Source organism: Variovorax robiniae, from assembly GCF_037889955.1.
GTDB lineage: Bacteria > Pseudomonadota > Gammaproteobacteria > Burkholderiales > Burkholderiaceae_C > Variovorax > Variovorax robiniae.
Window position 1 is genome coordinate 109,721 of the sequence record NZ_JBBKZS010000013.1, and the last position, 25,612, is coordinate 135,332.

General features: G+C 67.8%; 23 protein-coding genes. 3 read left to right on the plus strand and 20 right to left on the minus strand.

What is annotated here, in order from left to right; translation table 11 throughout:
- Positions 1-3: 3 nt before the first annotated feature.
- From WKW79_RS25310 to WKW79_RS25400, 19 genes are all read right to left on the minus strand, one after another.
- Positions 4-1,122 carry a porin gene (locus WKW79_RS25310; protein WP_340337981.1) on the minus strand — a complete coding sequence of 373 codons (1,119 nt, stop codon included), beginning with the start codon at positions 1,120-1,122 and terminating at the stop codon, positions 4-6.
- Positions 1,123-1,156: 34 nt separating this feature from the next.
- Positions 1,157-2,125 carry a PDR/VanB family oxidoreductase gene (locus WKW79_RS25315; protein ID WP_340337982.1) on the minus strand — a complete coding sequence of 323 codons (969 nt, stop codon included), beginning with the start codon at positions 2,123-2,125 and terminating at the stop codon, positions 1,157-1,159.
- A gap of 55 nt (positions 2,126-2,180) precedes the next feature.
- On the minus strand, positions 2,181-3,218 hold the full coding sequence (locus tag WKW79_RS25320) for a Rieske 2Fe-2S domain-containing protein (protein WP_340337983.1): 1,038 nt from the start codon (positions 3,216-3,218) through the stop codon (positions 2,181-2,183).
- 13 nt (positions 3,219-3,231) lie between these two features.
- A complete protein-coding gene (locus WKW79_RS25325) occupies positions 3,232-3,450 on the minus strand; it encodes a recombinase-like helix-turn-helix domain-containing protein (RefSeq protein ID WP_340337984.1) in 219 nt (72 codons plus the stop codon).
- A gap of 42 nt (positions 3,451-3,492) precedes the next feature.
- Positions 3,493-4,476, minus strand: a complete 984-nt coding sequence (locus WKW79_RS25330) for a Bug family tripartite tricarboxylate transporter substrate binding protein (protein ID WP_340337985.1) — start codon at positions 4,474-4,476, stop codon at positions 3,493-3,495.
- Positions 4,477-4,487: 11 nt separating this feature from the next.
- On the minus strand, positions 4,488-5,459 hold the full coding sequence (locus WKW79_RS25335; RefSeq protein WP_340337986.1) for a VOC family protein: 972 nt from the start codon (positions 5,457-5,459) through the stop codon (positions 4,488-4,490).
- A gap of 1 nt (position 5,460) precedes the next feature.
- Positions 5,461-6,960, minus strand: coding sequence for an aldehyde dehydrogenase (locus WKW79_RS25340; protein WP_340337987.1), 1,500 nt, complete (start codon positions 6,958-6,960; stop codon positions 5,461-5,463).
- 17 nt (positions 6,961-6,977) lie between these two features.
- On the minus strand, positions 6,978-7,778 hold the full coding sequence (locus WKW79_RS25345; protein WP_340337988.1) for an aspartate dehydrogenase: 801 nt from the start codon (positions 7,776-7,778) through the stop codon (positions 6,978-6,980).
- Between the two features lie 10 nt (positions 7,779-7,788).
- On the minus strand, positions 7,789-9,489 hold the full coding sequence (locus WKW79_RS25350) for a thiamine pyrophosphate-binding protein (RefSeq protein WP_340337989.1): 1,701 nt from the start codon (positions 9,487-9,489) through the stop codon (positions 7,789-7,791).
- Between the two features lie 158 nt (positions 9,490-9,647).
- A complete protein-coding gene (locus WKW79_RS25355; RefSeq protein WP_340337990.1) occupies positions 9,648-10,487 on the minus strand; it encodes an SDR family oxidoreductase in 840 nt (279 codons plus the stop codon).
- A gap of 23 nt (positions 10,488-10,510) precedes the next feature.
- The gene (locus tag WKW79_RS25360; RefSeq protein ID WP_340337991.1) at positions 10,511-11,347 is read right to left on the minus strand and encodes an IclR family transcriptional regulator; all 837 of its coding nucleotides are present in this window, start codon (positions 11,345-11,347) and stop codon (positions 10,511-10,513) included.
- 25 nt (positions 11,348-11,372) lie between these two features.
- Positions 11,373-12,239, minus strand: a complete 867-nt coding sequence (locus WKW79_RS25365) for an alpha/beta fold hydrolase (protein ID WP_340337992.1) — start codon at positions 12,237-12,239, stop codon at positions 11,373-11,375.
- 12 nt (positions 12,240-12,251) lie between these two features.
- Positions 12,252-12,794, minus strand: a complete 543-nt coding sequence (locus WKW79_RS25370) for a cupin domain-containing protein (protein WP_340337993.1) — start codon at positions 12,792-12,794, stop codon at positions 12,252-12,254.
- 22 nt (positions 12,795-12,816) lie between these two features.
- A complete protein-coding gene (locus WKW79_RS25375; RefSeq protein ID WP_340337994.1) occupies positions 12,817-13,632 on the minus strand; it encodes an SDR family oxidoreductase in 816 nt (271 codons plus the stop codon).
- A gap of 31 nt (positions 13,633-13,663) precedes the next feature.
- Entirely contained in the window at positions 13,664-14,641 is a 978-nt protein-coding gene (locus WKW79_RS25380; protein WP_340338058.1) for a Bug family tripartite tricarboxylate transporter substrate binding protein, read from the minus strand.
- Between the two features lie 461 nt (positions 14,642-15,102).
- Positions 15,103-15,798, minus strand: a complete 696-nt coding sequence (locus WKW79_RS25385; protein ID WP_340337995.1) for a Crp/Fnr family transcriptional regulator — start codon at positions 15,796-15,798, stop codon at positions 15,103-15,105.
- 149 nt (positions 15,799-15,947) lie between these two features.
- A complete protein-coding gene (locus WKW79_RS25390) occupies positions 15,948-16,931 on the minus strand; it encodes a Bug family tripartite tricarboxylate transporter substrate binding protein (RefSeq protein WP_340337996.1) in 984 nt (327 codons plus the stop codon).
- A 22-nt stretch (positions 16,932-16,953) separates the two neighbouring features.
- Positions 16,954-18,399: a sulfatase family protein gene (locus WKW79_RS25395; protein ID WP_340337997.1), complete on the minus strand. Its 1,446-nt coding sequence runs from the start codon at positions 18,397-18,399 to the stop codon at positions 16,954-16,956.
- Between the two features lie 122 nt (positions 18,400-18,521).
- Complete coding sequence (locus WKW79_RS25400) at positions 18,522-19,454, minus strand: LysR family transcriptional regulator (RefSeq protein ID WP_340337998.1); 933 nt, start codon at positions 19,452-19,454, stop codon at positions 18,522-18,524.
- A 109-nt stretch (positions 19,455-19,563) separates the two neighbouring features.
- Here WKW79_RS25400 and WKW79_RS25405 point away from each other — a divergent pair, with 109 nt between their 5' ends.
- The 3 genes from WKW79_RS25405 (at position 19,564) to WKW79_RS25415 (ending at position 25,016) form a co-directional block, all read left to right on the plus strand.
- On the plus strand, positions 19,564-19,752 hold the full coding sequence (locus tag WKW79_RS25405) for a DUF2970 domain-containing protein (RefSeq protein ID WP_340337999.1): 189 nt from the start codon (positions 19,564-19,566) through the stop codon (positions 19,750-19,752).
- 138 nt (positions 19,753-19,890) lie between these two features.
- Positions 19,891-23,400 (plus strand): pyruvate carboxylase, encoded by a 3,510-nt coding sequence (locus WKW79_RS25410; RefSeq protein WP_340338000.1) that lies wholly within the window; start codon positions 19,891-19,893, stop codon positions 23,398-23,400.
- Positions 23,401-23,636: 236 nt separating this feature from the next.
- Positions 23,637-25,016 (plus strand): AMP-binding protein, encoded by a 1,380-nt coding sequence (locus WKW79_RS25415; RefSeq protein ID WP_340338001.1) that lies wholly within the window; start codon positions 23,637-23,639, stop codon positions 25,014-25,016.
- Positions 25,017-25,040: 24 nt separating this feature from the next.
- On the opposite strand, the gene WKW79_RS25420 is transcribed toward WKW79_RS25415, so the two are convergent.
- Positions 25,041-25,493: an Lrp/AsnC family transcriptional regulator gene (locus WKW79_RS25420; RefSeq protein ID WP_340338059.1), complete on the minus strand. Its 453-nt coding sequence runs from the start codon at positions 25,491-25,493 to the stop codon at positions 25,041-25,043.
- Positions 25,494-25,612: the final 119 nt, after the last annotated feature.

Sequence of the window (25,612 nt, forward strand, 5' to 3'; positions counted from 1 at the left end):
TGCTTAGAAGGCGACGCGCACGCCGGTCTCGCCGCCGGTGGACGCGTGGTTCGGTGAGGTCGTGACGCCGGTCAATGCCTGGCTGGCGCCATTGCTGTTGGTCAGCCGTGCGACGGTGGCGTAGACCGCCGTGCGCTTGGAGAAGTTGTAGACGTAGCCGAGCGCGAGCTTGGACGTCGTCGGGTCCGGCACGTTGCCCACCGGCTGTCGCACGTAGCGCGCATACGAGGCCTTGATCTCGCCGGGTCCGACCGGCAGGATGAAGCCCAGCAGCGCCCCCTTGCCATCGACGGCGCCCAGCGACTCGACGTAGTACTCGCCCATGACGCGCAGGCCCATGAGTTGCTCGAATGTCCAGGACGCGCCCAGGTTGGAGACGCGCAGGTCGCCCGTCGCGTAGGTCGTGAGGCCGGTGGCGATGGAGACATGGAACGGGCCCGACTGGTAGCCCAATCGAATGCCGCCGTAGCGGCCGTCGTTCTTGTTGGGCACCGGAAGGGCGCCCGGCGTTGCGGGCAGCGTCGAGTTCGAGATGTTCTCACCCATCGCGTACATCACGCTGCCGTAGAAACCACCGAGGTTGGCCGGCAGGAAGTAGCCGATGCTGTTGGATGCCCGGGTGCCGGTCGGCGCCTGCAGGCCGCCGAGGCCGGAGAAGTAGAGCTGGTTCGCGCCGATGCCGCTGCCGGTGCCGAAGGGGTCGAAGAGCGCGGTGTTCCAGAAGGTCGGCGTGTAGTCGCGGCCCAGGCGCAGTTCACCCAGCGTGCTGCTGGTGAGACTGACAGTCGAGCGACGGTTGAAGGTCTGGGTGCCCAGGCCGGCGGTGCCGTTCAGCTGGTTGTTGGTGTTGCTCGGAAAGCCGGTGCCGGTGTCGTTCATCAAACCCTCCTCCAGCCAGAACCCGGCCGACAGGCCGCCGCCCAGGTCTTCGTTACCGCGAAAGCCCAGCCGGCTGAACGAGTTGGCGCTGTTGGTCAGCTGCCACCTGCTCGTGGAGGCCGGTCCCGATCCGGTCGTGTAGGTGACGGCGGCATCGACCACGCCGAACATCGTCAGGCTCGACTGCGCGCAGGCAACAGACGTGACAAGGCCTGCGGCCGCAGCCGCACAAATCTTCTTCATGTTTTCTTTCAGTTCCTGGGAAGGGGACGCGGACTCAGATGTCCAGTACCAAGGGGCCACGCTGGCAGCGCGAGACGCAAATCATCATGGTCTTGTTGGCCGCCCGTTCGGCCTTGGTGAGGATGCCGTCGTGATGATCGACCTCGCCCGACAGCACCCGGGTTTCGCAGGCGCCGCAGACGCCTTCCTTGCAGCTGTGGTCGGGGTTGAGGCCGGCGTCGATCAGGCTGTCGAGGATCGATTTGCCCGGTGGCACTTCGACGCTCTTCTTGCTCTTCGCGCACTCGACCACGTAGCTCTCGGTCGCGCTCGGCGTCTCCACATGCACGGCCGCGAAGCGCTCGATGTGGGCGTTGGCATAGCCGAGCTTTTCACACGTCTTCTCGAAGTTGTCGAGCATCGGCGTGGGGCCGCAGCAGTAGTAGTGGCTGTCTGCGCCCTTGTCGGCGAGCAGCGCGGCGAGGTCGGGCGGCGCGCCCTTTTCCTCGTCGAAGTGCCAGGTGAGCGTGACGCCCTTCTCCGCCGCCAATGCCGCGATGGCTTCGCAGAACGCGGCTTCCTTGCGGGCCCGCGCGCAGTAGATGAGTTCCACCGGCCGGCCGATCGCGACCAGGCGCTGCAGCATGCACCAGATCGGCGTCACGCCGATGCCGCCGGACACGAGCACCGAGCGGCCCGCCTCCTCCTGCAACTTGAAGTTGTTGCGCGGCACCGAGATCGGCAGCGTCATGCCCACGCGCAGTTGCTGGTGCACGTAGCGCGAGCCGCCACGGCTCTTGCGATCGTTCAGCACGCCGACGACATAGCGCTGGCGGTCGGTCGACGGATTGCACAGCGAGTAGCTGCGCACCAGTCCGTTGGGCAGGTGCAGGTCGATGTGCGACCCGGCCTCGAAGGCGGGGAAATCCACTTCCGACGAAGCCGGGCGGAACTCGACGCTGACGATGCCGTCTGCCTCGTAGCGCATCGTGTGCACAAGGGCGTTCAGCGTGGGAGAAGACATGGCGGAAGACCTCGAAGGAAGGGGGTTCGCGGAAGCGGTGTCGTCGGCTGTGCGCTCAGGCCGTGGCCAGGGCCGGCTCCGACGCTTCCAACTGTTGCGTGGCCAGGCCGCGCAGGTGGCGGCGCAGGCGCACCACGCCCAGGTCGTGCTGGTAGAGCTGCTCGTGCTGGTTGGCATCGGGCTCCATGTTCTCGATCAGCACGCGGTCCTGCTCCAGCACATGCCAGTGGCGTGCCTCCAGGCGGTTCTTGTAGAGGAAGCGCCAGGTGTCGCGCTGCCAGCCCGGCGCCAGCTTTCGCACGCGCCAGTGGAAGGCGCAGGAGAGCGTGGGCGAGATCGGCGTGTAGCTGCCGACGATGATGAAGTTGCCGCCGGGGCCGCCGGTCTTCGGATACGGGATCTCCAGGCGCATCCAGTGCACGCCGGTGTCGGCCCATTCGGTCCAGTCGAAGTTGACGTTGCGCTGGCCTTCCTTCTCGAACACGAAGCCGGTGTCGGTCGCGCGGATGCCGAACTTGGCCGTCGAATCGCCCTCGGCCATCGAGTGCGACTGCTTGTGCAGGAAGGTGCCGTGCATCGGGTCCATCACGTTGTCGAGCACATAGCGGTAGTCGCCCTTCCACTCGGCATAGCAGAGGAAGCTGGAGTATTCGGCGTCGTCGGTGAGCTGCTCGGGCAGCACCAGCGGCGGCGGCGTGTCGACCGATTCCTTCGAGTTGTAGAGCCAGACGGCGCCGGCCCTTTCTTCCACGTGGAAGAAGCGCGTGGCCTGCGCGCCTTCGAGCTTGCAACCCGGGCTGCCGGGCACGCGCGTGACGACGCCGTCACAGCGCACTTCGACGCCGTGGTACGGGCAGGAGAGGCGGTCGCCGAGGATCACGCCCTGCGACAGCGGCGCACCGCGGTGCGGGCAGCGATCTTCCAGCGCATGCAGCTTGCCGCTGTGGTCGCGCCAGAAGGCGAACTTGCGGCCGAGGCGGCGCAGTGAAACGGGCGACTCCTTGATGAAGCTCGTCGGGCAGATCGGGTACCAGAGGTCCTTCAGGCCGATCTCGAGCAGCTGGTCGACCGGGGTGATGGGGATGGTGGTCATGGTTGTTGTCTCCTCAGGCGCCGAGCACGGCGATTTCTTCACGGTAGATGGCCTCGGTCCAGGCCTTGCCACTGGGGCTGGCCAGGCCGCTGTCGTTGAGTCGCTCGACCAGGCCGGGAAGGTCGTGCACACCCGCGGCAAAGGCGCGTTCGATCGCGTCGCCCAGCAGGTCTTCGTAGGTGGTGGGGGTGCGCGTGCGCGCCTGGTGGGGATCGAGATAACGGTCGGTCATGGTTCGCTCCATCGAGTGAGGTGGTGGGGTTTGTCTCTTGTGTTATTCGGCGACGATGTTCCGGGCCTTGATGATTCGCGCCCACACTGCGGTCTCGTCGCGCATGGCAGTGGCGAATTCGGCGGGCTTCATCGTGGCCTCGGTCATGCCTTGCGCCTTGAGGCGTTCGGCGACGTCGGCTTGGGCCAGGATCGCGGCGGCGTCCTTGGCGAGTTGTTCGACCACGGCGGGCGGTGTTCCTGCCGGTGCCAGCAGGCCGTACCACGAGGTCACGTTCACGCCCTGGATGCCCTGCTCGGCGAGCGTCGGGATCTCGGGTGCGACGGGGCTGCGCTTGGCTTCGGTGATGCCGAGCGCGACCAGCTTGCCGCTGCGGATGAAGGGCAGCGTGCCCGGCAGGTTGCTGAACATCAGCGGCACCGAGCCGCCCATCACGTCGTTGATGGCGGGTGCCGTGCCCTTGTACGGAACGTGCAGCAGATCGACACCGGCCTGCTGCTTGAACAGCTCGCCCGCGAGGTGCAGGCCGCTGCCGACGCCCGGCGAGGCATAGGACAACGTGCCGGGCTTGGCCTTGGCCATCGCGACGAGTTCCTTCGCGCTCTTGATGCCCGCGTTGGGCGCGGCCACCAGCACGTTGGGCGCCTTGGCGAGCATGGTGACGGGCGCGAAGTCCTTCTCGATGTTGAACGGGAAGTTCGGCATCAAGGTCGGGTTGATCGTGAGGTTGCCGGCCGGCACCACGAGCAGCGTGTGGCCGTCGGCCTTGGCGCGCTTGACCTTCTCGATGCCGATGTTGCCGGCCGCGCCCGCCACGTTGTCCACGATGGCCGGTTGGCTGTAGCGCTTGGCGAGGCCGTCGGACAGGATGCGGGCCAACGTGTCGACCGGCCCGCCTGGCGGGAAGGGCGAGACGATGGTGAAGCGGTCGGCGGCGAGTTGCTTCTGCACGTCGGTCGTCTGCGCATGGGCAGTGCCCAAGGCGGCGAAGGCGATCAGGGCGGCGATGAGGATGCGGCGGTTCATGGTCGCGTGCTTCATTTCTTTTCGGTCAGGAACTTGCCCTGCGGGCCTTCGACGTTCTTCTGACGGCGCGTGTTGCCATCGAGCCCGCCATCGACGGCCCATTCGGCGAACACGGTCGGACCGGGTTCGAACTCGCGCGGCTGCCAATCGGCCGTGAGCTGGTCTTCATCGGCGTAGTACTCGATGAGGCCGCCGGCCGGGTTCTTGAAGTACCAGAAGTAGGCGGACGACACCGGATGGCGACCCGGGCCCAGTTGCGTTTCCCAGCCGCGGCGCGAGAAGTGCAGGCCACCGCCGAACACTTCATGGATGTCGCGCACGGTGAAGGCCACATGGTTCAGGCCGCGCTTGCCCGAAGGCAGTTGGAGCAGGAACAGGTCGTGGTGGCCACCGTCCGGTGCGCAGCGCATGAAGGCGCCGCGGTTGGGATAGCTGTCGGAGGACACGAAGCCGAAGTTGTCGCGGTAGAAGGCGCTGGTCGCCAGCACGTCCGTCACGAAGAACACGACGTGGCCGACTTCGATGGGCGTGGCGCGTTCGTAGATGGGCGCAGGCTGGTTGATGCGCGCCTTGCTGTTCCAGGTGTTCATCGCGCCGCAGTCGATGTCGATGGCGTGCTTGCGCGAGACCTGCAATCGAACCGCGAGGCCGTTCGGGTCTATGCAGCCGATGCGGCGTGCGCCCTCCACGCTTTCATCGAAGAAGCCCGGCGCCTTCGCGATGGCGGCGGCGTAACGGTCGAGGTCCTCATTGCTTTCCACGCCCCACACGACTTCGCGCAAGGTCGGCCCCCCTTCCATGGCGGGCGGCAGGCCCGGCTTGTCGAGCGAGGCGACGACGACGCGGCAGCCGTTGAGGCATTCGAAGTTCAGCACGTCGGCGGCTTCGGACTTCAGGGTCAGGCCCCAGTCGGCGAAGAAGGTCCTGCACGTCGGCAGGTCGTCCGACACGTAGGTGATCTGGTCGATTCCAAGGACGCTCATTTCAATTGCTCCATGCGCGATGGGTCACGCCGGCCCACGGCAGCGGTTGCTCGTTCGTGCCCCAGTACATGCTCTTCTGCTCCATGTACTGGAAGATCCCTTCGCGGCCCTTTTCGCGACCCAGGCCGCTGTCGCGCCAGCCGCCGAAGGGCGTGGACACCGAGAACTGCTTGTAGGTGTTGACCCAGACCGTGCCGGCCTGCACCGCGCGGCCGATGCGCCAGGCGTGCTTGAAGTCACGGCTCCAGACGCCGGCAGCCAGCGCGTAGATGCTGTCGTTGGCCTGTTCGATCAGCGCTTCCTCGCTGTCGAAGGGCATCGCCACCAGCACCGGGCCGAAGATCTCTTCCTGCGTGGTGCGGGCGCTGTTGGTCAGGCCTTCCAGGATGGTCGGCGTGTAGAAGTAGCCCTTGTCGAGGCCATCGCCGTGCGGGCGCACGCCGCCGGTGCGGATGTGCGCGCCTTCGGACACACCCAGCGCCACATAGCGCTCGATGCTTTCGCGATGCTTGGCCGTGATCAGCGGGCCCATCTGCGTTTGCTCCGAGGCCGGGTCGCCCACGCGCAATGCGTTCGCGAATTCGGCCAGCCGCGTGACGAACTCGTCGTAGATCGAGCGCGCGACAAAAAGGCGCGAGCCCGCGATACACGATTCGCCCGACGAACTGAAGATGCCGTAGAGCACGCCGCTCACCGCATGGTCGAGATCGGCGTCTTCGAGCACCATGGTCGCCGACTTGCCGCCGAGTTCCAGCGAGACCGGCATCATCTTGTCGGCCGCGATGTGCGCGATGTGCTTGCCCGTGGTCGTGCCACCGGTGAAGGACACGCGCTTGACCAGCGGATGCTTGGTGATCGCATCGCCGATGACCGAGCCCTTGCCCGGCAGCACGCTGACGATGCCCTTGGGCACGCCGGCCTCTTCGCAGATGCGGGCCAGTTCCAGCGCCATCAGGGGCGTGACTTCCGCAGGCTTGACGACGACCGCGTTGCCTGCTGCCAGCGCCGGTGCCAGCTTCTGCGCTTCGCTCGCGATCGGCGAGTTCCACGGCGTGATCGCGGCGACCACGCCCATGGGCTCGTGCACGCTCATCGTGACGAAGGGGCCGCGCGAGGGCGTGATGCTTTCTTCGAGCGTTTCCAGCGCGGCTGCGAAGAACTGGAAGGTGCCGGCCGCGCTCGCCACCAAGGCGCGCGTTTCGTTGATGGGCTTGCCGTTGTCCAGGCGCTGCTTCTGCGCCAGCGTCTCACTGTTCTCGCGGATGAGGTATGCCACGCGATGCAGCACCGCGGCGCGCTCGTGCGGCAGCTTCTGCGCCCAGCCGCTGGTGAGGAAGGCATGGTGCGCGCGCTCAATGGCTTCATTGACGTCGGCCAGGCTCACGGCATTGAGGCGCGCGATCGGCTCGGCCGTGGCCGGGTAGAGGCTCTCGTAGACATCGCCGCCACCGAGGCGCCATTCGCCTGCGATGTTGACGGGAAGGAGTTCGGAAGAAAACATCGTGGTGTCCCGGTGATTCAGATCGCCATGTGCGCAACGCGATTGCGCATCGCGCGCACCGCGCTGTAGACGGTGAGTGCGGAGGTCTTGGGGTTGGCGGCCAGCGCCTTGTTGCGCATGGTCAGTTCGAAACTGCCGAAGGCGCCTTCGGCCTCGACCACATGCACGTTCTCGGTGACGGCCGGGTCGGCGATCAGGCGCACGCGGGTGAGGTCCAGGCCCAGGCCCGCCAGCGACACCGTGGCCGCGACGTTCGCGTTCTTCGGATAGAGCGATGCGGCCTCGCGGGCGCTGCCTTCGAAGATCACGGTTTCGAGTGCCAGCGTGGCGAGGTCGCGGCCCTGTTCGGCGGGCGTGCCGGTCCAGGCATGCGGCGGCTTGCGGCCGGTGTAGCGCACGGCGTCGAGGCCGCCGGCGCGGGCCGCAGCCAGTGCGTCGATGGCGCCGATCGCGCCAGCGATCAACTGCACCTGCGTGCCGCCTTCGCTGGCTGCGCGTTCGAGTTGTTCCGCGAGCCCCGCCGCCGACAGCGCGCCGACCGATGCCACGATGCACGGCGTGCCGCGCTTCAGGGCCGGCAGCACATGCTCCTCGATGGCGGCGTGACCGGCCGCCTCGACGACCAAGTCGATGCCGGCCAGCGGCACGCGCGTCACGATCTCGACGTCGGGCGCCAGATCAGCGACCGCCTTGCGGGCAGCCGCCAAGCCGACCTCCGGCACGACGATGGCCACGACCGCCAGGGTCGCATCGCCCTTGAGCAGTTCCAGCATCGAGGTGCCGATCGCACCGCAGCCGATGAGTGCAACGCGCATCATGGCCGTGCGCTCACTTGCCGGCGACCGCAGCCGCGCCGAGTGCGGGGATCTGCGTGACGGTGTTCGTCGGCGGGCCTGCGAAGGTGGCTTTGAAGCCGCCGATGGAGAGCATGTCGATCTCGAGCAGGAACGGGCCCGTCGTGCCGACGGCCTTGGCCAGTTGACCCGGCAGCTCGTCCAGGCTCTTCACGCGTGCATGCGGCAGCGCGAGCGACTTGCACAGCAGTTCGTAGTCGGGTGTGTGCAGTTCGGCATAGCAGCGGCGGCCGCCGTATTGCGCGTCCTGGATGTTCTTGATGACGCCGTAGCTCTTGTCGTTCATCAGCACGATCACCATGTCGGCCCGCTCCTGCACCATGCAGGCGAGCTCGCCCAGGTTGAGGATGAAGCCGCCGTCACCGGCCAGGCAGAAGGTCTTGCGGCCCGATGCGGTCTCGCTCGCGCCGATCGCCGCGCCGATGGCCATGGGCATGCCCTGGCCGATGCCGCCGCCGGTCGCATGCACGCCCGCGCTGGGTTCGAACACGCGCAGCTCCCGATTGCCCCAGGTGCTGTTCGACACGGTCACGTCGCGCACCCAGTTGAAGCTGCGACCAGCGATGGCCTGGATCTGCTTCACGAGTTCGGCATACGGGCCGAGTCCGTCGCGCAGCGTGGCGACGGCCTGGTCGTGCGCGGCGCGCAGGTCCTTCAGCAGCGCCGGGTCGGCCTTGTACTTCGCGGCTTCGAGGCGGTCTGCGAGGCCGTTGAGCGCAAGTTCGGAATCGCCGCAGACGAAGGCTTCGGTCGAATAGCCACGGCCTTCCGCGGCGGCATCGGCATCGATGCGGTACAGCGGGCGCGGCAGCTTGAGTTCGTACTTCAGCGTCTCGTTGCCGCGCAGGCGCGAGCCCACCACGAGCATCGCGTCGCAGCTCTGGTAGAGCGCCTCGACCGGCTTCTGGATGTTGTACGCGCCGAGCGAGCCAGCGTCGTCCTCCGGCACCGTGCCGCGCCCCTGCGTGGTCGTGACCACGCCGAAGCCCAGCTTCTGCAGGCGGCGGATAGCCGCACCGGCATGGCGCGCACCGCCGCCGACCCACAGCATCGGGCGCTTGGCATTCGCGAGTTGGGAAGCCAGCGCATCGAGCCCGGCAGCGGACGGCACGGCCGCGTCGATCGGCAGCGGCGACAGGTCGGCCGGCATCGTCGTGAGTGCCGACTGGATGTCGATCGGGATCTCGACACTCACCGGGCCGGTCGGCGCCGTCAGCGCGACCTGCACCGCGCGCTTCAGCGTGCCGAGCACCGTCTCCACGCTGCGCACGCGGAAGGCCGCCTTCGACACCGCCTTGAGCATGGTGAGCTGGTCCGGCGCCTCGTGGATGTACGACATGCCCTTGTCGAGGTACGGCGTCTCGATCTGGCCCGTGATGTGCAGCAGCGGCGCGCCGGCCGTCAGTGCCTCGACCATGCTGCCGGCGATGTTGCCCGCGGCCGGGCCGGTGCTGGTGATGCACACGCCCAGGCTGGCGGTCGAGCGCGCATAGGCGTCGGCCATGTTCCCCGCGCCGGCCTCGCCACGCGCCGAGATGAAGCGGATCGCGCCGCGCTGCGCGAAGGCATCGAGGATCGGCATGTTGTGGATCGAGATCACACCGAACGCCGCCTTGACGCCGCACTGTTCGAGGAAGGCCGCGACGACGGCGCCGACGGTGACATTGGTCTGCATATCAGAACTCCAGCGAGATGAATTTGAAGGCGCATGCGCAAGCACCGGCGCACGCGAGGCGGGAAACACCGTGGAACCGGCTTTGCCGGGCCACTGGTGTTGCCCCCTCGAGGGGGTACTCGGCGACACGAAGTGCGCCGATACGGGGGTGGGTCAATTCAGGCATGGCGGGAATGGCCTCCGGAAATGTCGAGATGGCTGCCTGTCGTGTAAGAGGACAAAGGCGTTGCAAGAAAAAGAATCGCGCGGGCGGCTTCGATCGGAAGCCCCAGGCGACCCAGCGGAATGTGTTTGTCGTGCGCGAGCTGCTGGCTCCAGGCCGCCCAATCGAGCGACTTGTCCTCGCGCGCATCGAAGCGGCGGCGCCATTGGCCGGACTCGATCAGCCCGATCAGGATGCCGTTGACGCGCACGCCTTGCGGCGCGAATTCGGTGGCCAGCGAGCGCACCAGGTTGAGCAGGCCGGCACGTGCGGCAGAGGTCGCGACCATGTGCCGCTCGGGCTGGCGCGCGAGCAGCGAATTGGCGCAGACGATGGCGGCATCGCCGAGCACCGCGCTTTGCGCCGTGAGCTGCGGCAGGAAGGCGCGCGTCGGGTGGATGACGGAGAAGAACTTCAGGTGCAGCTCGTCGGTCCAGGCCTTGTCGTCGGTGTCGGCGAAGGTGGAGACGCGGCCTTGGCCTGCGTTGTTGATGAGCATGGATGCGGGGCCCAGCGCGGCTTCGCACTGGGCCGCGAAGCTGCGCATCGCGCCGGCATCCAGCACGTCGCAGGTGCGGGCGAAGATCTTCGCTTGCGGCCGCGTCGCGCGCAGGCCGGCCACGGCGCTGTCGAGGCGTTCCGCATTGCGGCCGCACAGGGCGACGGCGGCGCCGCAATCGAGCAGCAGTTCGACGGTTGCCAGGCCGATGCCGGACGAACCGCCCGTCACCACGGCCACGCGGCCCGCGAGTGCATGCGGCGAGAAGAAGCTGGAGGAGATGAGCGGCGAGGTCATGTTGCGAGGTTTCTGGAGTCGACTCAGGCGCGGTCGCCGCCACGCAGCGAAACCACCTTGTTCGCGGCCATGGGCGAATAGTTCAGCAAGCCCGAGATGTCGTCGGCGGTGCTGCGCACGCGTTGCACCATCTCGTCGATGCGGCTTTCGTCGATGTGGTCGGAGGTGATCGTCGAGCCCAGTGCCGCGACGATGTGCCCCGTGTGATCGCGCACCGGCGCGGCCACGCTGGAGATGTTGGCTTCGAAGAAGCCTTCGCCCAACACATAGCCGCGCTGGCGGTCGCCTTGCACCATGTCGAAGAGTTCGTTCACCGTCTTCGGCGTGCTCGGGGAAAAGATCTCGAGCTTGTCTTCCGGGTACAGCGCGCGCAGTTGCGGCAGCGTGAGGTCTTCCAGCAGGATGCGGCCGAGGACCGTGGCATGTGCGGGCAGGCGCGTGCCCACCGAGACCTGGCTGATGAAAGGCGAAGGCGGCGCCACCTTGGCCACATAGACGATGAAGCGGCCGTCGCGCACCACCAGGTTGCACGGCGTGCGCAGGTCGTCCGACAGGCGTTGCAGCAGGGGCATGCCAAGCTGCGTGAGTTCGAGCGAGTTGAGGTATTCGAAGCCCAGGCGCAGCACCGCCAGGCCGAGGCGATAGTCGCGCCCGCCGTCGGTCTTCTCGACGAAGCCCATGTTCTCCAGCGTCGTCAGAAGACGGAACACTGTCGAGCGCGGCAGGTCGAAGCGCCGAGCGAGTTCGGGCGCGGAGAGCGTGCGGTTCTCGCGGCTGAATTCGCAGAGCACGCGCAGGCCGCGTTCGAGCGCGGGCACGTTGTAGCGGTCCGAGCCTTCGTCCATCGCATCGTTGGTCATGTCGTTTCCTTCTTGTTGTTCGTGTTCAAGCGGCGAGCACGTCGCGCAGCAGCGCGGCGACGGGTTGCGGTTGTTCGACGTAGCTGGCGTGGCCAGCGTCGGCGATCAGCTCGAGCGGCACGCCGCACTTGGCGGCGACTTCGGCACAGCCCTGCGGCGGGGTGACGATATCGAGCGCACCGCAAGCCACGCGCACCGGCATCGCAGGCGGCAAGTCGGCCAACAGGTCGCCGCCGCACAGCAGTTCGACCGCCTGCCTGTAGCCCGAATCGTTCAGCCGCGCCATGTTCCAGCGCACCCATTGGCGTGCCGTGTCGTCGGCGTGGGCAGACAGCAGGCGACGGTCGCCCTGCGCGGCCATGCCGGCGATGCCGATGTCGTCCAGCGCGGCAAGGCGCTGCTGGCGAACGCGGGCGCTGTCCGCTGCGCGCGAGCCGTAGCCGCTGGCGGGGCTGATGAGCAACAGTTGCCTGATGCGCGCGGCCAGGGGCGAGCCGGGGCGTGACGCGAAGCCCGCGGTGATGGCGCCGAGCGAATGGCCGACCAGCACGAGGGATTCGAGCCCCAGTGCATCGACCAGCGCATGCAGGCGATCCGCATAGTCCGCTGCTGTCGGGACCATCGAGGCCACCGGCGTCGATTCACCATAGCCCGGTGCATCCCATGCGATGACGCGCGCATCGGTTTCGAGCAGCAAGGCCGTCTCCAGCCATGACGCCGCACCCGATCCAATGCCATGCAGGCAAACGATGGCCGGGCCGCTGCCGCATTCGCGAACGCTCACGACCGCGCCACCGCGCACCGGCACCTTGCGCGCCGGAAAGCGCGCATCCAGGCGTGCCAGTTCCGAAGGCGCAAGGGCAGCGTGTGGGATCACGGTGGCGTCGTTCATCGCGGGCCTCTTTCAGCGCTTGATCTTCGCCAGCGGATGGTCCGCCGGATAGGTCGGCGTGACCGGCTTCTGCGCGCCGAGCATCACGCACATCAGCGCGTCCTCGTCACCGATGTTGATCTCCTCGCGATAGACGCCCGGCGGCACCGAGATCAGGTCGCGGTCGGTCATGATGGTCTCGAAGCGCTCGCCGTCCTTCTCGATGACGACCTTGAGCTTGCCGCGGATCAGGAAGAACACTTCCTCCACGTCGGTGTGCAGGTGTGGCGGGCCTTCATGGCCGGCGGGGATCACCATCGTGGAGAAGGTGAAGTTCTCGGCCGGCACAGTGTTGACGTCCTTGGCGACGCCGGTGCCGCCGGTGCCCACGTAGCGCATCTGTGCGCGGCGGAACTTGGGGTCGAAGTCGGCCTGGAACTTCAGCGCATCCCAGTCGTACTTGCGGGTCGAGTAGCGCGCGATGCGGGTGTTCATCCACGCTTCGAGGCTCGTGCCTTCGGGTTGCACCAGCGTGCTGCCGGTGGCCACTATCTTCTGTTCGGACAAATCGCTCATCGAAAACTCCTTGGGCTAAAAATCAGTTCATCACAAAGCCGCCATTGACGGCCAGCAACTGGCCGGTCACGAAGCGCGACAGGCCGGAGAGGGAGAACAGCAGCGCGCCGCAGACATCGGCCGCCTGCTGCTCGCGCGGAATGGCACGGCCTTCCAGGTACTTCTGGTGGCGCGCCATGGGCACGTATTCGGTGGCCTCGACCAGCGTGAGGCCGGGCGCCACGGCATTGACGGTGATGCCGTCGCCACCCCATTCGCGGGCCAGCGAACGGGTCATCGAGATGACCGCGCCCTTGCTCGAGGCATAGGCGAGCAGGTTCGGCGCGCCCCAGAGCGCGGTGTCGGAAGCGAGGTTGACGACGGCGCCGCGGCCACTCGCGGACAGCGCCGGCTGGCAGGCGCGGCTCATGAGCCAGGTGCCACGCACGTTGACGTCCATCACGCGGTCCCAGGTGGCGATGTCCAGCGCATGCGCATCCTTGCCGCCAGAGTTGGTGATGGCAGCGTTGTTTACGAGGCCGTCGAGGCCGCCGAGCGCCTGGACCGCGGCGGCGGCACAAGCTTCGATCGATTGCGGGTCGCACAGGTCCACGGCCAGCCCATGTGCGCTGTAGCCGGCATCGCGCAGCGACTGCGCCTCGGCCTGCGCCAGGTCGGCCAGGATGTCGGCCAGCACCACGCGGGCGCCGGCCTTGGCGATGCACTTCGCGAAGGCCAGGCCCAGGCCGCGGGCGGCGCCGGTGACGAGCACGCGGCGGCCGGCCAGCAGGTTGGCGGGCACCTCGTCCAGCAGGGCCTGCAGGGTGTCGAGGTTGGGGACGGCTTTGATGTCGGTCATGGGGTACTTGCGTGCTGGGAGGCGTTGCGGTTCAGTCGGCCTGGATGCCGAGGTCCTTGATGACCTTGCCGAGACGTTCGAAGTCGGCGGCGTTGGTCTTGGCGAGCGTCTCCGGCGAGCCGCCCAGCGGGATCGCGCCGAGGGTCTCCATGCGCGCCACCACGTCGGGCATCTTCAGGATCTCGTTGAAGTGCGCGTTCAGCGTCTTCACGATGTCGACCGGCATGCCCTTGGGGCCGAACAGGCCATGCCACGCGCCGACCTGCAGGCCCTTGTAGCCCAGCTCCTCGAAAGTCGGGACGTTGGGCGCGAGCGGCGAGCGCTTGCTGTCGGCCACGGCCAGCGGGACCATCTTGCCGGCCGGGAGGTAGGGCGCAACCGGCCCCAGCGTGATGTAGGTGAGCGGCACATGGCCGCCCAGCACGTCGTTCACGGCCGGCGCCACGCCGCGATAGGGCACGTGGCGCAGGTCGATGCCGGCGGCCTTGTTCACCAGTTCGCCGAGGATGTGCATCGGCGAGCCGCTGCCCGGGCTCGCATAGGAGAGCGGACCGGACTTAGCTGCGGTAGCGACGTCCTTGAAAGTCTTCAGGCCCGAGCCGGAACTCGCGACCAGGACCAGCGGCAGCGTGCCCGTCTCGATGATCGGCGTGAAGCCGTTCAGCACGTCATAGCCCGCCGAGCCGGGCTTCAGCACGAGCTGCGCGATCGAGAAGGTGCTGGGCGCGAGCAGCAGCGTGTAGCCATCGGCGGGCGCGCGGGCCACGAAGCTGCTGCCGATGACACCGCTGGCGCCGGGCTTGTTGTCGACCACCACGGGCTGGCCGAGGCGGCTGGACAGCTTTTCGCCGAACAGCCTTGCCAGTGCATCGGTGTCGCCGCCGGCCGGATAGGCCACGACCAGCGTGATCGGCTTGGAGGGATAGCCCTGGGCCACGGCCGGCGCAGCTGCACCAGCCGCAGCGGCGGACAGTGCGAGCGCGAGGACTTGGCGACGGGATGCTTTCATCATGTTTGGCGACCTGTGCGAAAAAAGAGTGCGAGCTGTGTGCCGATCTGCGGAAATCCGGGGCTGGGGCGTGGGCCGAAATCTTCCGAATCTGTCGACTTTGTGTTTTACTAATGAAACAGTGTTTTATTTGCGAAACGACAGGACGAAGTTTAGGGTCGACCCTGTGCGCCTGCATACGGGTAAACCCTTCTTTTTCGCGATGCGGCGGGGTAAAAAAAGTTGTAGGACAGATGGGGCGGAAAGAGCACCGGGCGCGCGCGTCAGGGCCTCGCCCAACCATCAGCGCAAGGAAATTGCCGCGCGGTCGCGGCGTTCAAACCGCGATCGCGTGACCCACGACGCATGAAGCCAGTGCAGGCAATGTCTGTTCGTGGGCACCCGCGGAACCGGCTTTGCCGGGCCGCTGGGTGCGCCCCCTCGAAGAGGTGCCGCAGGCGCTGCGGGGGTGGGCTACTCTTTCAGGCCTTGCGCGAGGAAACCTGTGCGCTCTGCTGCAGCAAAGCCATGTCGAGGATCTCGATGCGCCCATAGCGCACCGCGATGGCGCCCTGCTTCACCAGCACCTGCAGTTCCTTGCTGAGCGTGGGCCGGCTGATGCCCAGCATCATGGCCAGCGTGTCCTGCGAGGTGCTGATCACGCTGCGCAGCTCGGTGCTCTCGGTCATGTCGCCGTGCGCCAGCAGGACCAGGCGGCGCACGATGCGTTCATGCGTGCTCTGCAGCACCGAATCGCCCACGAGCCCCGAGGCCAGGCGCACGCGCATCGCCAACAGCCTGGCTACCGCCTGACTGAAGGCGGGGCGCTGCATCAGCTGGCTGAACTTGTCCGGGCTGACGACCAGCACGTCGGTGTCGATGGCGGCGATCGCCGTGTTGGTCCGCGGCGCGCCTTCGAGCACGGCCACCTCGCCGATCCAGTTGCCGGGCTCGATGATGGTCAGGATCGCCTCGTTGCCATCGGGGTGCAGCACGCACAGCTTGAGCAGGCCGCTGACCAGGCCGAAGAAGCCGCCCGTGGACGCATTCACGGCGTCGCCCTGCTGGTACAGGAATTCGCCCGCCGCGAGATGCCGCGGCGTGGTGGCGGCCAGCAACGCCTCGGCCTCGGCCGGGGGCAGGGCCTTGAACCACGGGTTGTCGGCGAAGACGTTCATGCGGGGACTGCGCGGGGACGCATGGAAATGACGCCGCTCGAGTTTGCATCATCGCGCCGCCATGCCGCCGCATGAATCGCCTGAAGATCCGTCGAGCCCGGGGCGCCGCCGGGTACGAGGACGCGGCGTGCGCCGCAAGGTCGAGGCGCCTACTGCACTTCGAGCTTGGCCGCGACCATCATGCGTTCGGTCGTCGCGATCTCTGCCTTCATCGCGGCAGTGAACTGCTCCGGCGTGCTGGCCGCGACGTTGGACGCGCCCGCGGCTTCGAGCTTGCCGCGCACCTCGGGCCGGTCCAGCGCCTGGCGCACCGCGGCATTGATGCGCGCCACGATCGGGGCCGGCGTTCCGACGGGCACCGAGAGGCCGCCAAAGGCCACGATGACGATCTGGCCCAGGCCGGCCTCGGCCATGGTCGGCACGTCAGGCAGCTTGGGGCTGCGCTTGGCGCCGGTCACCGCCAGCGCGCGCAGCTTGCCGCCTTGCACCTGCGGCGCGGCGACGGACAGCAGCGGCAGGCTGAAGTCGACTTCCTTCCCGATCGTGGCCACCACGATCGAGGCCGCGCCCTTGTACGGCACATGCACCGCCTTCACGTCGTTGGCGCTCAGCATCAACTCGGTGGCCAGGTGCGACGGGGTGCCGACGCCGCCCGAGCCGTAGCTCAGCTTGTCCGGGTTCTGCCGCAGGCTGGCCAGCAGTTCCCCGGCGCTGCGGATGCTGGAATCGGCCGGCACCACCAGCATCGCCTCGGCCATGTTGATGAGCGAGACATGCGTGAAGTCCTTCAGCGCATCGAAGCCCGGCGCCTTGTACATGCGCATGGCCGCCGCCGTCGGCGAGCCGGCAAAGAGCCAGGTGTAGCCATCGGCGGGCGCGTGCGCGGCCATTTGCGTTCCGACGTTGCCGCCCGCACCGGGCTTGTTGTCGACGATGACCGGCTGGTGGAGGATCTCGGCCATTGCCTCGGCCACGACACGGGCGGAAGCGTCGGGCGCGGAGCCGGCCTGGTAGGGCACGATCCACTTGATGGGCCGGGCGGGCCATGCCTCGGCGGCCTTCTGGGCGAGCACCGGACCGGCGGCCAGGACCAGGGCGGCGGCGAGGGCGCCGCCAATGAAGTTTCTGCGCATGGTGGCTTTCAGATGACGGGGTTCAGGCGATGACGCGGGGCGCGGGCGTTTCGCCGACGGCGCCCATGGTGGAGGCTGCCTCGGGGCCGCCGACGCGCTCGATCATCTCGGCCTGGTCGGCCTTGGCCAGTTCGTCCATCGCCTCGGGGTCGCAGATGGCGCGCAGGGCCTGCTCCATCACGCGCAGCCGGTCCGCGTAGGCGGGGTCGCCGGCCAGGTCGTGCAGCTCTTCCGGATCGGCCTCCAGGTCGAACAACTCGGGCTGGTAGCGCACGTAGTAGTGGTACTTCCAGCGACCCTTGCGCAGCATGAAACCGGCCGTGTTGCTGCCGCAGGCGTGGTATTCGCTGAAGATCGTGCGCTCGGGTTGGTCGGGCTGCTGCGACAGGTCGATCAGGGACAGGCCGCTGCGCTCGCCGATGTGCGGCGCGGGGTCGATGCCTGCGGCTTGCAGGATGGTGGGGAACAGGTCGAGCAGGTCCACCGGCGTTTCGCACACACCGGGCTGCACGTCCGGGCCGGCGACGATCATCGGCACCGAAACGCTTTCCTGGTAGAGCGTGCTCTTGCCCCAGAGGCCGCGTGCGCCGAGGTTGTCGCCATGGTCTGCCGTGTAGACCACGGTGGTGCTGTCGCGCAGCCCTGCCTCGTCGAGCGCGCCGAGGATGCGGCCCACGTTGTGGTCGAGGAAGCTGCACAGGCCGTAGTAGGCGGCGAAGGCGGCGAGGCGCTCCTCGGGCGAGTTGAACTGCGACTCGCTCGGCGCGAAGTCGTCGTACGCCTGCACCCACGGATGGCGGCGATAGCCGGTCGAGGGGTGTAGCTTGACGGGCGGCAGCTTGTCGAGCGGATAGAGGTCGTAGAACGCCTGCGGCGCGACCAGCGGGAAGTGCGGCGCCACCAGGCCCACGTAGAGCACGAAGGGCTCGTCGCGCGTGGCCGCCTCGGCCAGCCAGTCGGTGGCGATGTCGGTGATCTCTCGGTCGTAGTCGGTGTAGGGCGATTCGCCGGGGCCGATGTACTTGCCGAGCATGCGCCGGCCGCCGCCGGTCTTCTTCAGGAACGGATCGCGGATGGCGCCCCACACCATGCCGTGGCCGCCGACCACGTGCATCGGTCGCAGTTCGTTGTCGAAGCCGGCATGGTCTTCCTCGCTGCGGTAGTGCAGCTTGCCGATGCTGTCCACCCGCACGCCGCGCTGCTGCAGGATGTGGCCCCAGCCGGCCGGGTCGCCGGTGTAGGGCGCGGCATTGTCCCAGTGGCGGGTCTGGTGCACGCGCAGGCCGGTGGCGAAGGCGGCGCGGGCCGGCACGCAGATGGGGCTGGGCGTGTAGGCGTTGGGGAAGCGCGTGCCGCGCGCGGCGAGCGCGTCGAGGTTCGGCGTCTTCACCAGCGGATGGCCCGAGCAGCCCATGGCGCGCGGATCGTGTTCGTCGGACATGATCACGACGACGTTCTTGCTCTTCATTTGTCTCACTCCAGGCATTGGTGGCGAGGCCACTGCTACGGGCCCTCACGGTCGCTGGAGTATGGAAAAACGGCGCCGTCGCGGTCCAATACCGTTTGCACGGCCGCGCCATAGGTTTTTCGCTATGCCCCGAGCCAACGCCCTTGCAAGGTGCCCGCCTCCAGCAGGTGCGAGATGGTGTCGCGCAGGGCCTGGCGCGCGGCCTCGGCGGCGGGCGTGAGAGGCGCGCCGGCCGGCCACACGATCGATTGAACGCGCGCCAGCGCCGGTTCCTCGATCGGCACCGACTGCACCTCGTCGTGCGGCGCGGCCACCGCCAGGAAGGCGTTACGCGGCAGCAGCGCGAAGGCCAGCCCTTCGCGCACCACCGGGCGGATCAGTTCGGGCTCGTTGAACTCGTAGCGCACGTTGAGCGGACATTGCAGCGCGAGGGCGACGCGCTCGATCAGCTTGCGCAGGTCATGGTCGCGGCCGAGCGTGACGAGCGGTCGCGCGCCGATGTCGGCAAAGGCCATGCGCTCCAGTTCCGCCGGAAAGCTTCCCTGCGCGCCAAACAGCGCGAACTGCTCCTCGTAGACCGGGTCGCATTCGAGGCCCGGCAACTCGAAGGCATTGGGCATCAGCGCCAGGTCGATGCGGCGCGTCTCGACCAGTTGGCGCGCTTGCAGCGATGCGCCCGTCTGCAAGGACAGGCGTACCTGCGGGTACTGCGCCTCCATCAAGCGGTACAGCGGCACCACCAGCGCGCCGGCCACCGCGCTCGCGATGCACAGGCGGACCTCGCCCTGCGGCGTGCCGGTGGCGGCGGCCACTTCATCGGGCAGCAACTCGAGTTGCCGCAGGATCGCGCTGGCCCGGTCGAACAGGCGTCGGCCAGCCGGCGTGAGCGTCACGCCGCGCGCATGGCGCTCGAACAGCGGCCGGCCCAGTTCGCGCTCGATGGCCGACATGTGCTGGCTCAAGGCCGGCTGCGCGATGTGCAAGGTCGCCGCCGCCTGGCTGATGTTGCCGGCACGGGCGATCTCGACGAAGTAGCGGAGTTGGCGGGGTGTCACTGCGCGGGCAGTCTAGCGGCGCCGCTGGGATCACCACGGAAACTGCTACGCAGAAACCGGCGCGAACTGCCTCTGTTTTTCAACCGCCGTTCGCGCGATATTCAGGCGCATGTCAATCCTCCCCCGTTCCGTCCGTACCGTCCTCTGGAGCTTCATCGGCCTCGGCGGCCGCCGCGCGGATGCCGATGCGCGCACCGAGGGCGTGGGCATCCTGACGCTGGTCGGCGTCGCGCTGGTGCTGGTGCTGCTGCTTGTGGGCGGCCTCATCGCGCTGGCCCGGTTCGTCGCGGGGGCGTAGCGGTCCGCGGTACTGCCGGCCTGCGGACTGCGAGCCCTCCGCGCAGGTTGAACCCGCGCGGCTTTTGCGCTGTACTGCGAGACAGGCACGTTTGGTGCTGACACCTTTCCGCCGCCGCTCCGGCACACGAAAGACCCCATGCTGCCCAGACCCATCGGCTCCGTCCTCATCGCCAACCGCTCCGAGATCGCCATCCGCGTGATGCGCGCCGCCTCCGAAATGAACATGCGCACCGTCGCGATCTATTCGCGCGAGGACCGGCTGGCGCTGCACCGCTTCAAGGCGGATGAAAGCTACCTCGTCGGGGAAGGCAAGAAGCCGCTGGCGGCCTACCTCGACATCGACGACATCCTCGGCGTGGCGCGTGCCGCCCGGGTCGACGCGATCCACCCCGGCTACGGCTTCCTGTCGGAGAACCCGGACTTCGCGCAGGCCGTGCTCGATGCCGGCATCGAATGGATCGGCCCGCGCCCCGACGTGATGCGCACCCTCGGCAACAAGGTGGCCGCGCGCAATGCCGCCGTGGCCGCGGGCGTGCCGGTGATGCCGGCCACGGCGCCGCTGCCCTTGGACCTGGCTGAGTGCAAGCGCATGGCGGCGGAGGTCGGCTATCCGGTGATGCTCAAGGCCAGCTGGGGCGGCGGCGGTCGCGGCATGCGGGCGATCCAGGGCGAGGGCGAACTCGAAGGCGCGCTGGCCGCGGCGCGGCGCGAGGCGCTGGCCGCCTTCGGCAACGACGAGGTCTACTTCGAGAAGCTGGTGCAACGCGCCCGCCACGTCGAGGTGCAGATCCTCGGCGACACGCATGGCAACGTGGTGCACCTTTTCGAGCGCGACTGCACCGTTCAGCGGCGCAACCAGAAGGTGGTCGAGCGCGCACCCGCGCCCTACCTCGACGAAGCGACGCGCCAAAGCCTTTGCGACAGCGCGCTGAAGCTGATGCGCGCGGTCGACTACACGCATGCCGGCACGGTCGAGTTCCTCATGGACGCCGACACCGGCAAGTTCTATTTCATCGAGGTCAACCCGCGCATCCAGGTCGAGCACACGGTGACTGAACTCATCACCGGCATCGACATCGTCAAGGCGCAGATCCGCATCAGCCAGGGCGGCCGCATCGGCCTGCGCGAAGACGAAGCCGGTGCTGACGGCAGCGTGACGCAACGCGCCACCGGTGTGCCACCGCAATCGGAGATCAAGCTCAACGGCCACGCGCTGCAATGCCGCATCACCACCGAAGACCCGGAGAACGGCTTCCTGCCCGACTACGGGCGGCTCAGCGCGTATCGCAGCGCGGCCGGCTTCGGCATCCGGCTCGATGCCGGCACGGCCTACGGCGGCGCGGTCATCACGCCCTACTACGACTCGCTGCTGGTGAAGGTGACGGCCTGGGCCCCCACCGCGAAAGAGACCATCCAGCGCATGGACCGCGCGCTGCGCGAGTTCCGCATCCGCGGCGTCGCGTCGAACCTGCAGTTCCTCGAGAACGTCATCAACCATCCGGGCTTCGCCGCCGGCACGGTGACCACGCGCTTCATCGACACCACGCCGGCCCTGCTGGAGTTCACCAAGCGGCGCGACCGCGCGAGCCGGCTGCTCGGCTTCATCGGCGACGTGACGGTCAACGGACATCCGGAGATGAAGGGGCGCAAGCTCCCCGAGCTGCCCTTCATCAAGCCGGTCCTGCCCAAGGTCGACCTGGCCACACCCATCCCGCCCGGCTCGCGCGACCGCCTGCGCGCCCTCGGCCCCAAGGGCTTCGCGCAATGGATGCTGGACAGCAAGCCGGTGCTGATGACCGACACGACCCTGCGCGACGCTCACCAGTCGCTCTTCGCCACGCGCATGCGCACCGCCGACATGCTGCCGATCGCGCCCTTCTATGCCCGCGAGCTGCCGCAGTTGCTGTCGCTCGAATGCTGGGGCGGCGCGACCTTCGACGTGGCCATGCGCTTCCTCAAGGAAGACCCATGGCAGCGCCTGGCGCAGTTGCGCGAGCAGGTGCCCAACATCCTGCTGCAGATGCTGCTGCGCGGCGCCAACGGCGTCGGCTATACCAGCTATGCCGACAACGTGGTGCGCTTCTTCGTCAAGCAGGCGGCCGCCTCGGGCATCGACCTGTTCCGCGTGTTCGATGCGCTCAACTGGGTCGAGAACATGCGCGTGTCGATCGATGCGGTGCTGGAATCCGGCGCGCTGTGCGAGGGCGCGATCTGCTACAGCGGCGACCTGTTCGACCCGTTGCGGCCCAAGTACAACCTGGCCTACTACACCGGCATCGCGCGCGAGTTGCAGAAGGCCGGCGTGCACATCCTGGCCATCAAGGACATGGCCGGCGTCTGCCGGCCGCGCGCCATCACGGCGCTGGTCAAGGCGCTGAAGGAGGAGACCGGGCTGCCGGTGCACTTCCACACGCATGACACCAGCGGCATCGCATCGGCCTCTGTGCTGGCTGCTGTCGAAGCCGGCTGCGATGCGGTCGACGGCGCGCTTGATGCGATGAGCGGGCTGACCTCGCAACCCAACCTGTCGAGCATGGCCGCTGCGCTGATGCACAGCGAGCGCGACCCGGGCCTGTCGCAACACGCGCTGCATGCCGCGTCCACCTATTTCGAAGGCGTGCGCCGCTTCTACGCCCCCTTCGAGAGCGACATCCGCGCCGGCACTGCCGACGTCTATCGCCACGAAATGCCCGGCGGCCAGTACACCAACCTGCGCGAACAGGCGCGCTCGCTCGGACTGGAGCACCGCTGGACCGAGGTGTCGCAGGCCTACGCCGACGTGAACCGGCTCTTCGGCGACATCGTCAAGGTCACGCCCACCTCCAAGGTGGTCGGCGACATGGCGCTGATGATGGTCGCCAACGACCTGACGCCTGCCGACGTGGAGAACCCGGCGCACGAGATCTCCTTCCCCGAATCGGTGGTGTCGCTGTTCAAGGGCGAGCTGGGTTTTCCGCCGGACGGCTTTCCGGCCGCGCTGTCGCGCAAGGTGCTGAAGCTGGCCGATGGCATCGCGCCGCCGGCGGCCTACCGTCCCGGCGACGCCTTGCCGCCGGTCGACCTGGAGGCCGCACGCGCACAGGCCGAAGCCGATGCCGGCATGCCACTCGACGACTGCCAGCTCGCCAGCGCGCTGATGTACCCGAAGGTGGCGCGCGACTTCCACCAGCACCTGAACACGCACAGCGACACCTCCGTGCTGCCGACGCCGACCTTCTTCTACGGCCTGCGCTTGCAGGACGAGGTGGCGCTGGAGATCGATCCCGGCAAGACGCTGCTGGTGAGCCTGCAAGGCATCCACGACGACGAAGCGGCCGGCGCGGTCAAGGTCCAGTTCGAGCTCAACGGCCAGTCCCGCACCGTCCAGGTGGCCAAGGCCGGCGCCACCGCGGCGCTCAAGCGCGAGGTGGCGCAAGCGGGCAACCCGCGCCACGTCGGCGCGCCGATGCCGGGCGCCATCGTCACCGTGCCAGTGCAGGCCGGCCAGTCCATCCAGGCCGGCGCCACGCTGGTCTCGCTGGAGGCGATGAAGATGGAGACGCACATCGTCGCCGAACGGGATGGCGTGATCGAGCGGGTGCTGGTGAAGCCGGGGGATCGGGTGCAGGCGAAAGACTTGCTGCTGGAGTGGAAAGCAGGAGGCTGAGGCGGGCATCCGGCACGACCGGCGCAGGAAACTTCCACGGCAACCGTGAGAAATGTCGCAAAAAAGGCACCCCGGCGTCCTCGCAACGCCCCAATTGATAAGTTGCGAACAGTTCGACCGCCCCTGAGGCCGGCATTATTGGTACCTCCTCGTTTACTTTGAGGTCCGAAGCCCCGTCCTGAAGCCAGCGCTCTTGCGCCAGGGAACGGAATCACCCCGGGCCACTGCAACGCAAGATGACTTCACGCCCCTGGCTCGCCTCCTACGGGAGCCTCCCGACCGGGATCGATCCCGACATCCATCCTTCGGTCACCGCATTGGTCGAAGCCGCGATGACACGCTACGGCGGCAAGACCGCCTTCGTCAGCTTCGGCCAGCGCTACAGCTACACCGAGATCGACGCGATCTCGCGCAACTTCTGCGCGTACCTGCAGAGCATGGGCGTGCGCAAGGGCGACCGCGTGGGCGTGATGCTGCCCAACATCGTGGCTTTTCCGATCGCCCTGCTGGGCATCATGCGGGCCGGCGCGGTGCAGGTGAACCTGAACCCGCTCAGCACGCCGGACGAACTCCAGCACCAGTTGAAGGACTCGGGCAGCAAGTGCATCGTGCTGCTCGCCGAGGCCTTGCCGATGCTGGCGGAAGTCATCGCCACCACGCCGGTGCGCCATGTGATCGTGGCCCATCGCCCCTCGCAGGGCGACGCGCTCGGCTGGAAGCCCGGCACGCCGGATCGCATCGAGGGTGCCGTCGGCTTCCCCGACACGCTGCGCATCGGCTCGCTTCTGCCGCGCCAGCCCGTGGAACTGGACGGCGACGACCTGCTGTTCCTGCAATACGCCGGCGGCACCACCGGCCCGTCCAAGGGCGCGGCGCTGTCGCACCGCAACCTGGTCGCCAACACCGAGCAGTTGAAGGCCTTCCTGCCGCATGCCACGCGCGACTGCGAGGAAGTCGTGGTCACCGCGCTGCCGCTATATCACATCTTCGGATGCACGGTGAACTTCATGAGCTACTTCTCGATTGGCGCGGAGAACTGGCTGGTGAGCAATCCGCATGACATGGACGCCCTGGTCGGCACGCTGAAGCAGGCGCGGCCTACCGTCTTCGTGGGCGGCAACCCGCTGTATGTGGGCTTGATGCAGCACCCTGGCCTGGCCGAGGTCGACTGGTCGCGCCTGCGGCTGTCGGGCGCCGGCGGTGCGGCGGTCGTCGCCGACATGTCGGAACGCTGGCAGGCGATCACTGGTTGCTTCATCCGCGAGGGCTATGGCATGGCGGAGACCTCGCCGGCGCTGTCGGTCAACCCGCCCTCCATCGAGGCATTCAGCGGCCACGCGGGCCTGCCCCTGCCCTCCACCGACATCAAGCTGCTGGACGACGAGGGCCTTGAAGTACCGGTCGGCGAATCGGGCGAGATCTGCGCGAAGGGCCCGCAGGTCATGCGCGGCTACTGGCAACAGCCCAAGGCCAACGCCGCCGCCTTCACCGAGGACGGCTACTTCCGCACGGGCGACATCGGCCAGTTCGATGAACGAGGCTTTCTCAAGGTCATCGGCCGCAAGGAAGACGTGGGCCGCCAGTGGGTGCGCTGCGCTGCCGCGCAGCCCGCCTGATCGAACTGCGGCCTCCGCAGGCCGTCAGGTCACCGCGCCGCGCCGGTCGATCTTGCGGCTCAATACGATCGAGGTCTGCGTCTTCTTGACGCCCTCGATCTGGCCCAACTGGTCCAGCAGCGCGTCGAGCTGCTCGGGCGTGCCGCAGCGCAGCAGCACCATGTAGTCGAACTCGCCGCTGACCGCCCAGACCTCTTCCACCTCGGGCAGGCGTTCGAGCGCGCGCATCACCGCCGATGCGCCCTTGGCATTGACGCTCAGCCCGCAGAAGGCGCGCACCACTGCCTGCTCCAGCCGATGGCCGAGCCGCACGCCGTAGCCCGCGACGATGCCTTCGCGCTCCAGCCGCGCGATGCGTGCGACCACCGTGGTCCGGGCGATCTTCAGCTTGCGCGCGAGGTTGGCCGCCGGCTCGCGCGCGTTAGCCTGGAGCAGCGCCAGCAGGTGATGGTCGAGGTCGTCGAGTCGTGAATCCATGGGTCGGCCTTGATGCAACTGCGCCGATTGTGGCGTTGCCCGCACAGCTTCCGCGCACACCACCATCGACATGACGAAAGCGCTCGTCGATTCGACGAAGCGGCGCGCGCTTTCGACGT

Excerpts from the sequence above, each read along its gene's own strand:
- WKW79_RS25310 (WP_340337981.1), bottom strand. The coding sequence starts at position 1,122 with ATGAAGAAGATTTGTGCGGCTGCGGCCGCAGGCCTTGTCACGTCTGTT.
- WKW79_RS25315 (WP_340337982.1), bottom strand. The coding sequence starts at position 2,125 with ATGTCTTCTCCCACGCTGAACGCCCTTGTGCACACGATGCGCTACGAG.
- WKW79_RS25320 (WP_340337983.1), bottom strand. The coding sequence starts at position 3,218 with ATGACCACCATCCCCATCACCCCGGTCGACCAGCTGCTCGAGATCGGC.
- WKW79_RS25325 (WP_340337984.1), bottom strand. The coding sequence starts at position 3,450 with ATGACCGACCGTTATCTCGATCCCCACCAGGCGCGCACGCGCACCCCC.
- WKW79_RS25330 (WP_340337985.1), bottom strand. The coding sequence starts at position 4,476 with ATGAACCGCCGCATCCTCATCGCCGCCCTGATCGCCTTCGCCGCCTTG.
- WKW79_RS25335 (WP_340337986.1), bottom strand. The coding sequence starts at position 5,459 with ATGAGCGTCCTTGGAATCGACCAGATCACCTACGTGTCGGACGACCTG.
- WKW79_RS25340 (WP_340337987.1), bottom strand. The coding sequence starts at position 6,960 with ATGTTTTCTTCCGAACTCCTTCCCGTCAACATCGCAGGCGAATGGCGC.
- WKW79_RS25345 (WP_340337988.1), bottom strand. The coding sequence starts at position 7,778 with ATGATGCGCGTTGCACTCATCGGCTGCGGTGCGATCGGCACCTCGATG.
- WKW79_RS25350 (WP_340337989.1), bottom strand. The coding sequence starts at position 9,489 with ATGCAGACCAATGTCACCGTCGGCGCCGTCGTCGCGGCCTTCCTCGAA.
- WKW79_RS25355 (WP_340337990.1), bottom strand. The coding sequence starts at position 10,487 with ATGACCTCGCCGCTCATCTCCTCCAGCTTCTTCTCGCCGCATGCACTC.
- WKW79_RS25360 (WP_340337991.1), bottom strand. The coding sequence starts at position 11,347 with ATGACCAACGATGCGATGGACGAAGGCTCGGACCGCTACAACGTGCCC.
- WKW79_RS25365 (WP_340337992.1), bottom strand. The coding sequence starts at position 12,239 with ATGAACGACGCCACCGTGATCCCACACGCTGCCCTTGCGCCTTCGGAA.
- WKW79_RS25370 (WP_340337993.1), bottom strand. The coding sequence starts at position 12,794 with ATGAGCGATTTGTCCGAACAGAAGATAGTGGCCACCGGCAGCACGCTG.
- WKW79_RS25375 (WP_340337994.1), bottom strand. The coding sequence starts at position 13,632 with ATGACCGACATCAAAGCCGTCCCCAACCTCGACACCCTGCAGGCCCTG.
- WKW79_RS25380 (WP_340338058.1), bottom strand. The coding sequence starts at position 14,641 with ATGAAAGCATCCCGTCGCCAAGTCCTCGCGCTCGCACTGTCCGCCGCT.
- WKW79_RS25385 (WP_340337995.1), bottom strand. The coding sequence starts at position 15,798 with ATGAACGTCTTCGCCGACAACCCGTGGTTCAAGGCCCTGCCCCCGGCC.
- WKW79_RS25390 (WP_340337996.1), bottom strand. The coding sequence starts at position 16,931 with ATGCGCAGAAACTTCATTGGCGGCGCCCTCGCCGCCGCCCTGGTCCTG.
- WKW79_RS25395 (WP_340337997.1), bottom strand. The coding sequence starts at position 18,399 with ATGAAGAGCAAGAACGTCGTCGTGATCATGTCCGACGAACACGATCCG.
- WKW79_RS25405 (WP_340337999.1), top strand. The coding sequence starts at position 19,564 with ATGTCAATCCTCCCCCGTTCCGTCCGTACCGTCCTCTGGAGCTTCATC.
- WKW79_RS25410 (WP_340338000.1), top strand. The coding sequence starts at position 19,891 with ATGCTGCCCAGACCCATCGGCTCCGTCCTCATCGCCAACCGCTCCGAG.
- WKW79_RS25415 (WP_340338001.1), top strand. The coding sequence starts at position 23,637 with ATGACTTCACGCCCCTGGCTCGCCTCCTACGGGAGCCTCCCGACCGGG.
- WKW79_RS25420 (WP_340338059.1), bottom strand. The coding sequence starts at position 25,493 with ATGGATTCACGACTCGACGACCTCGACCATCACCTGCTGGCGCTGCTC.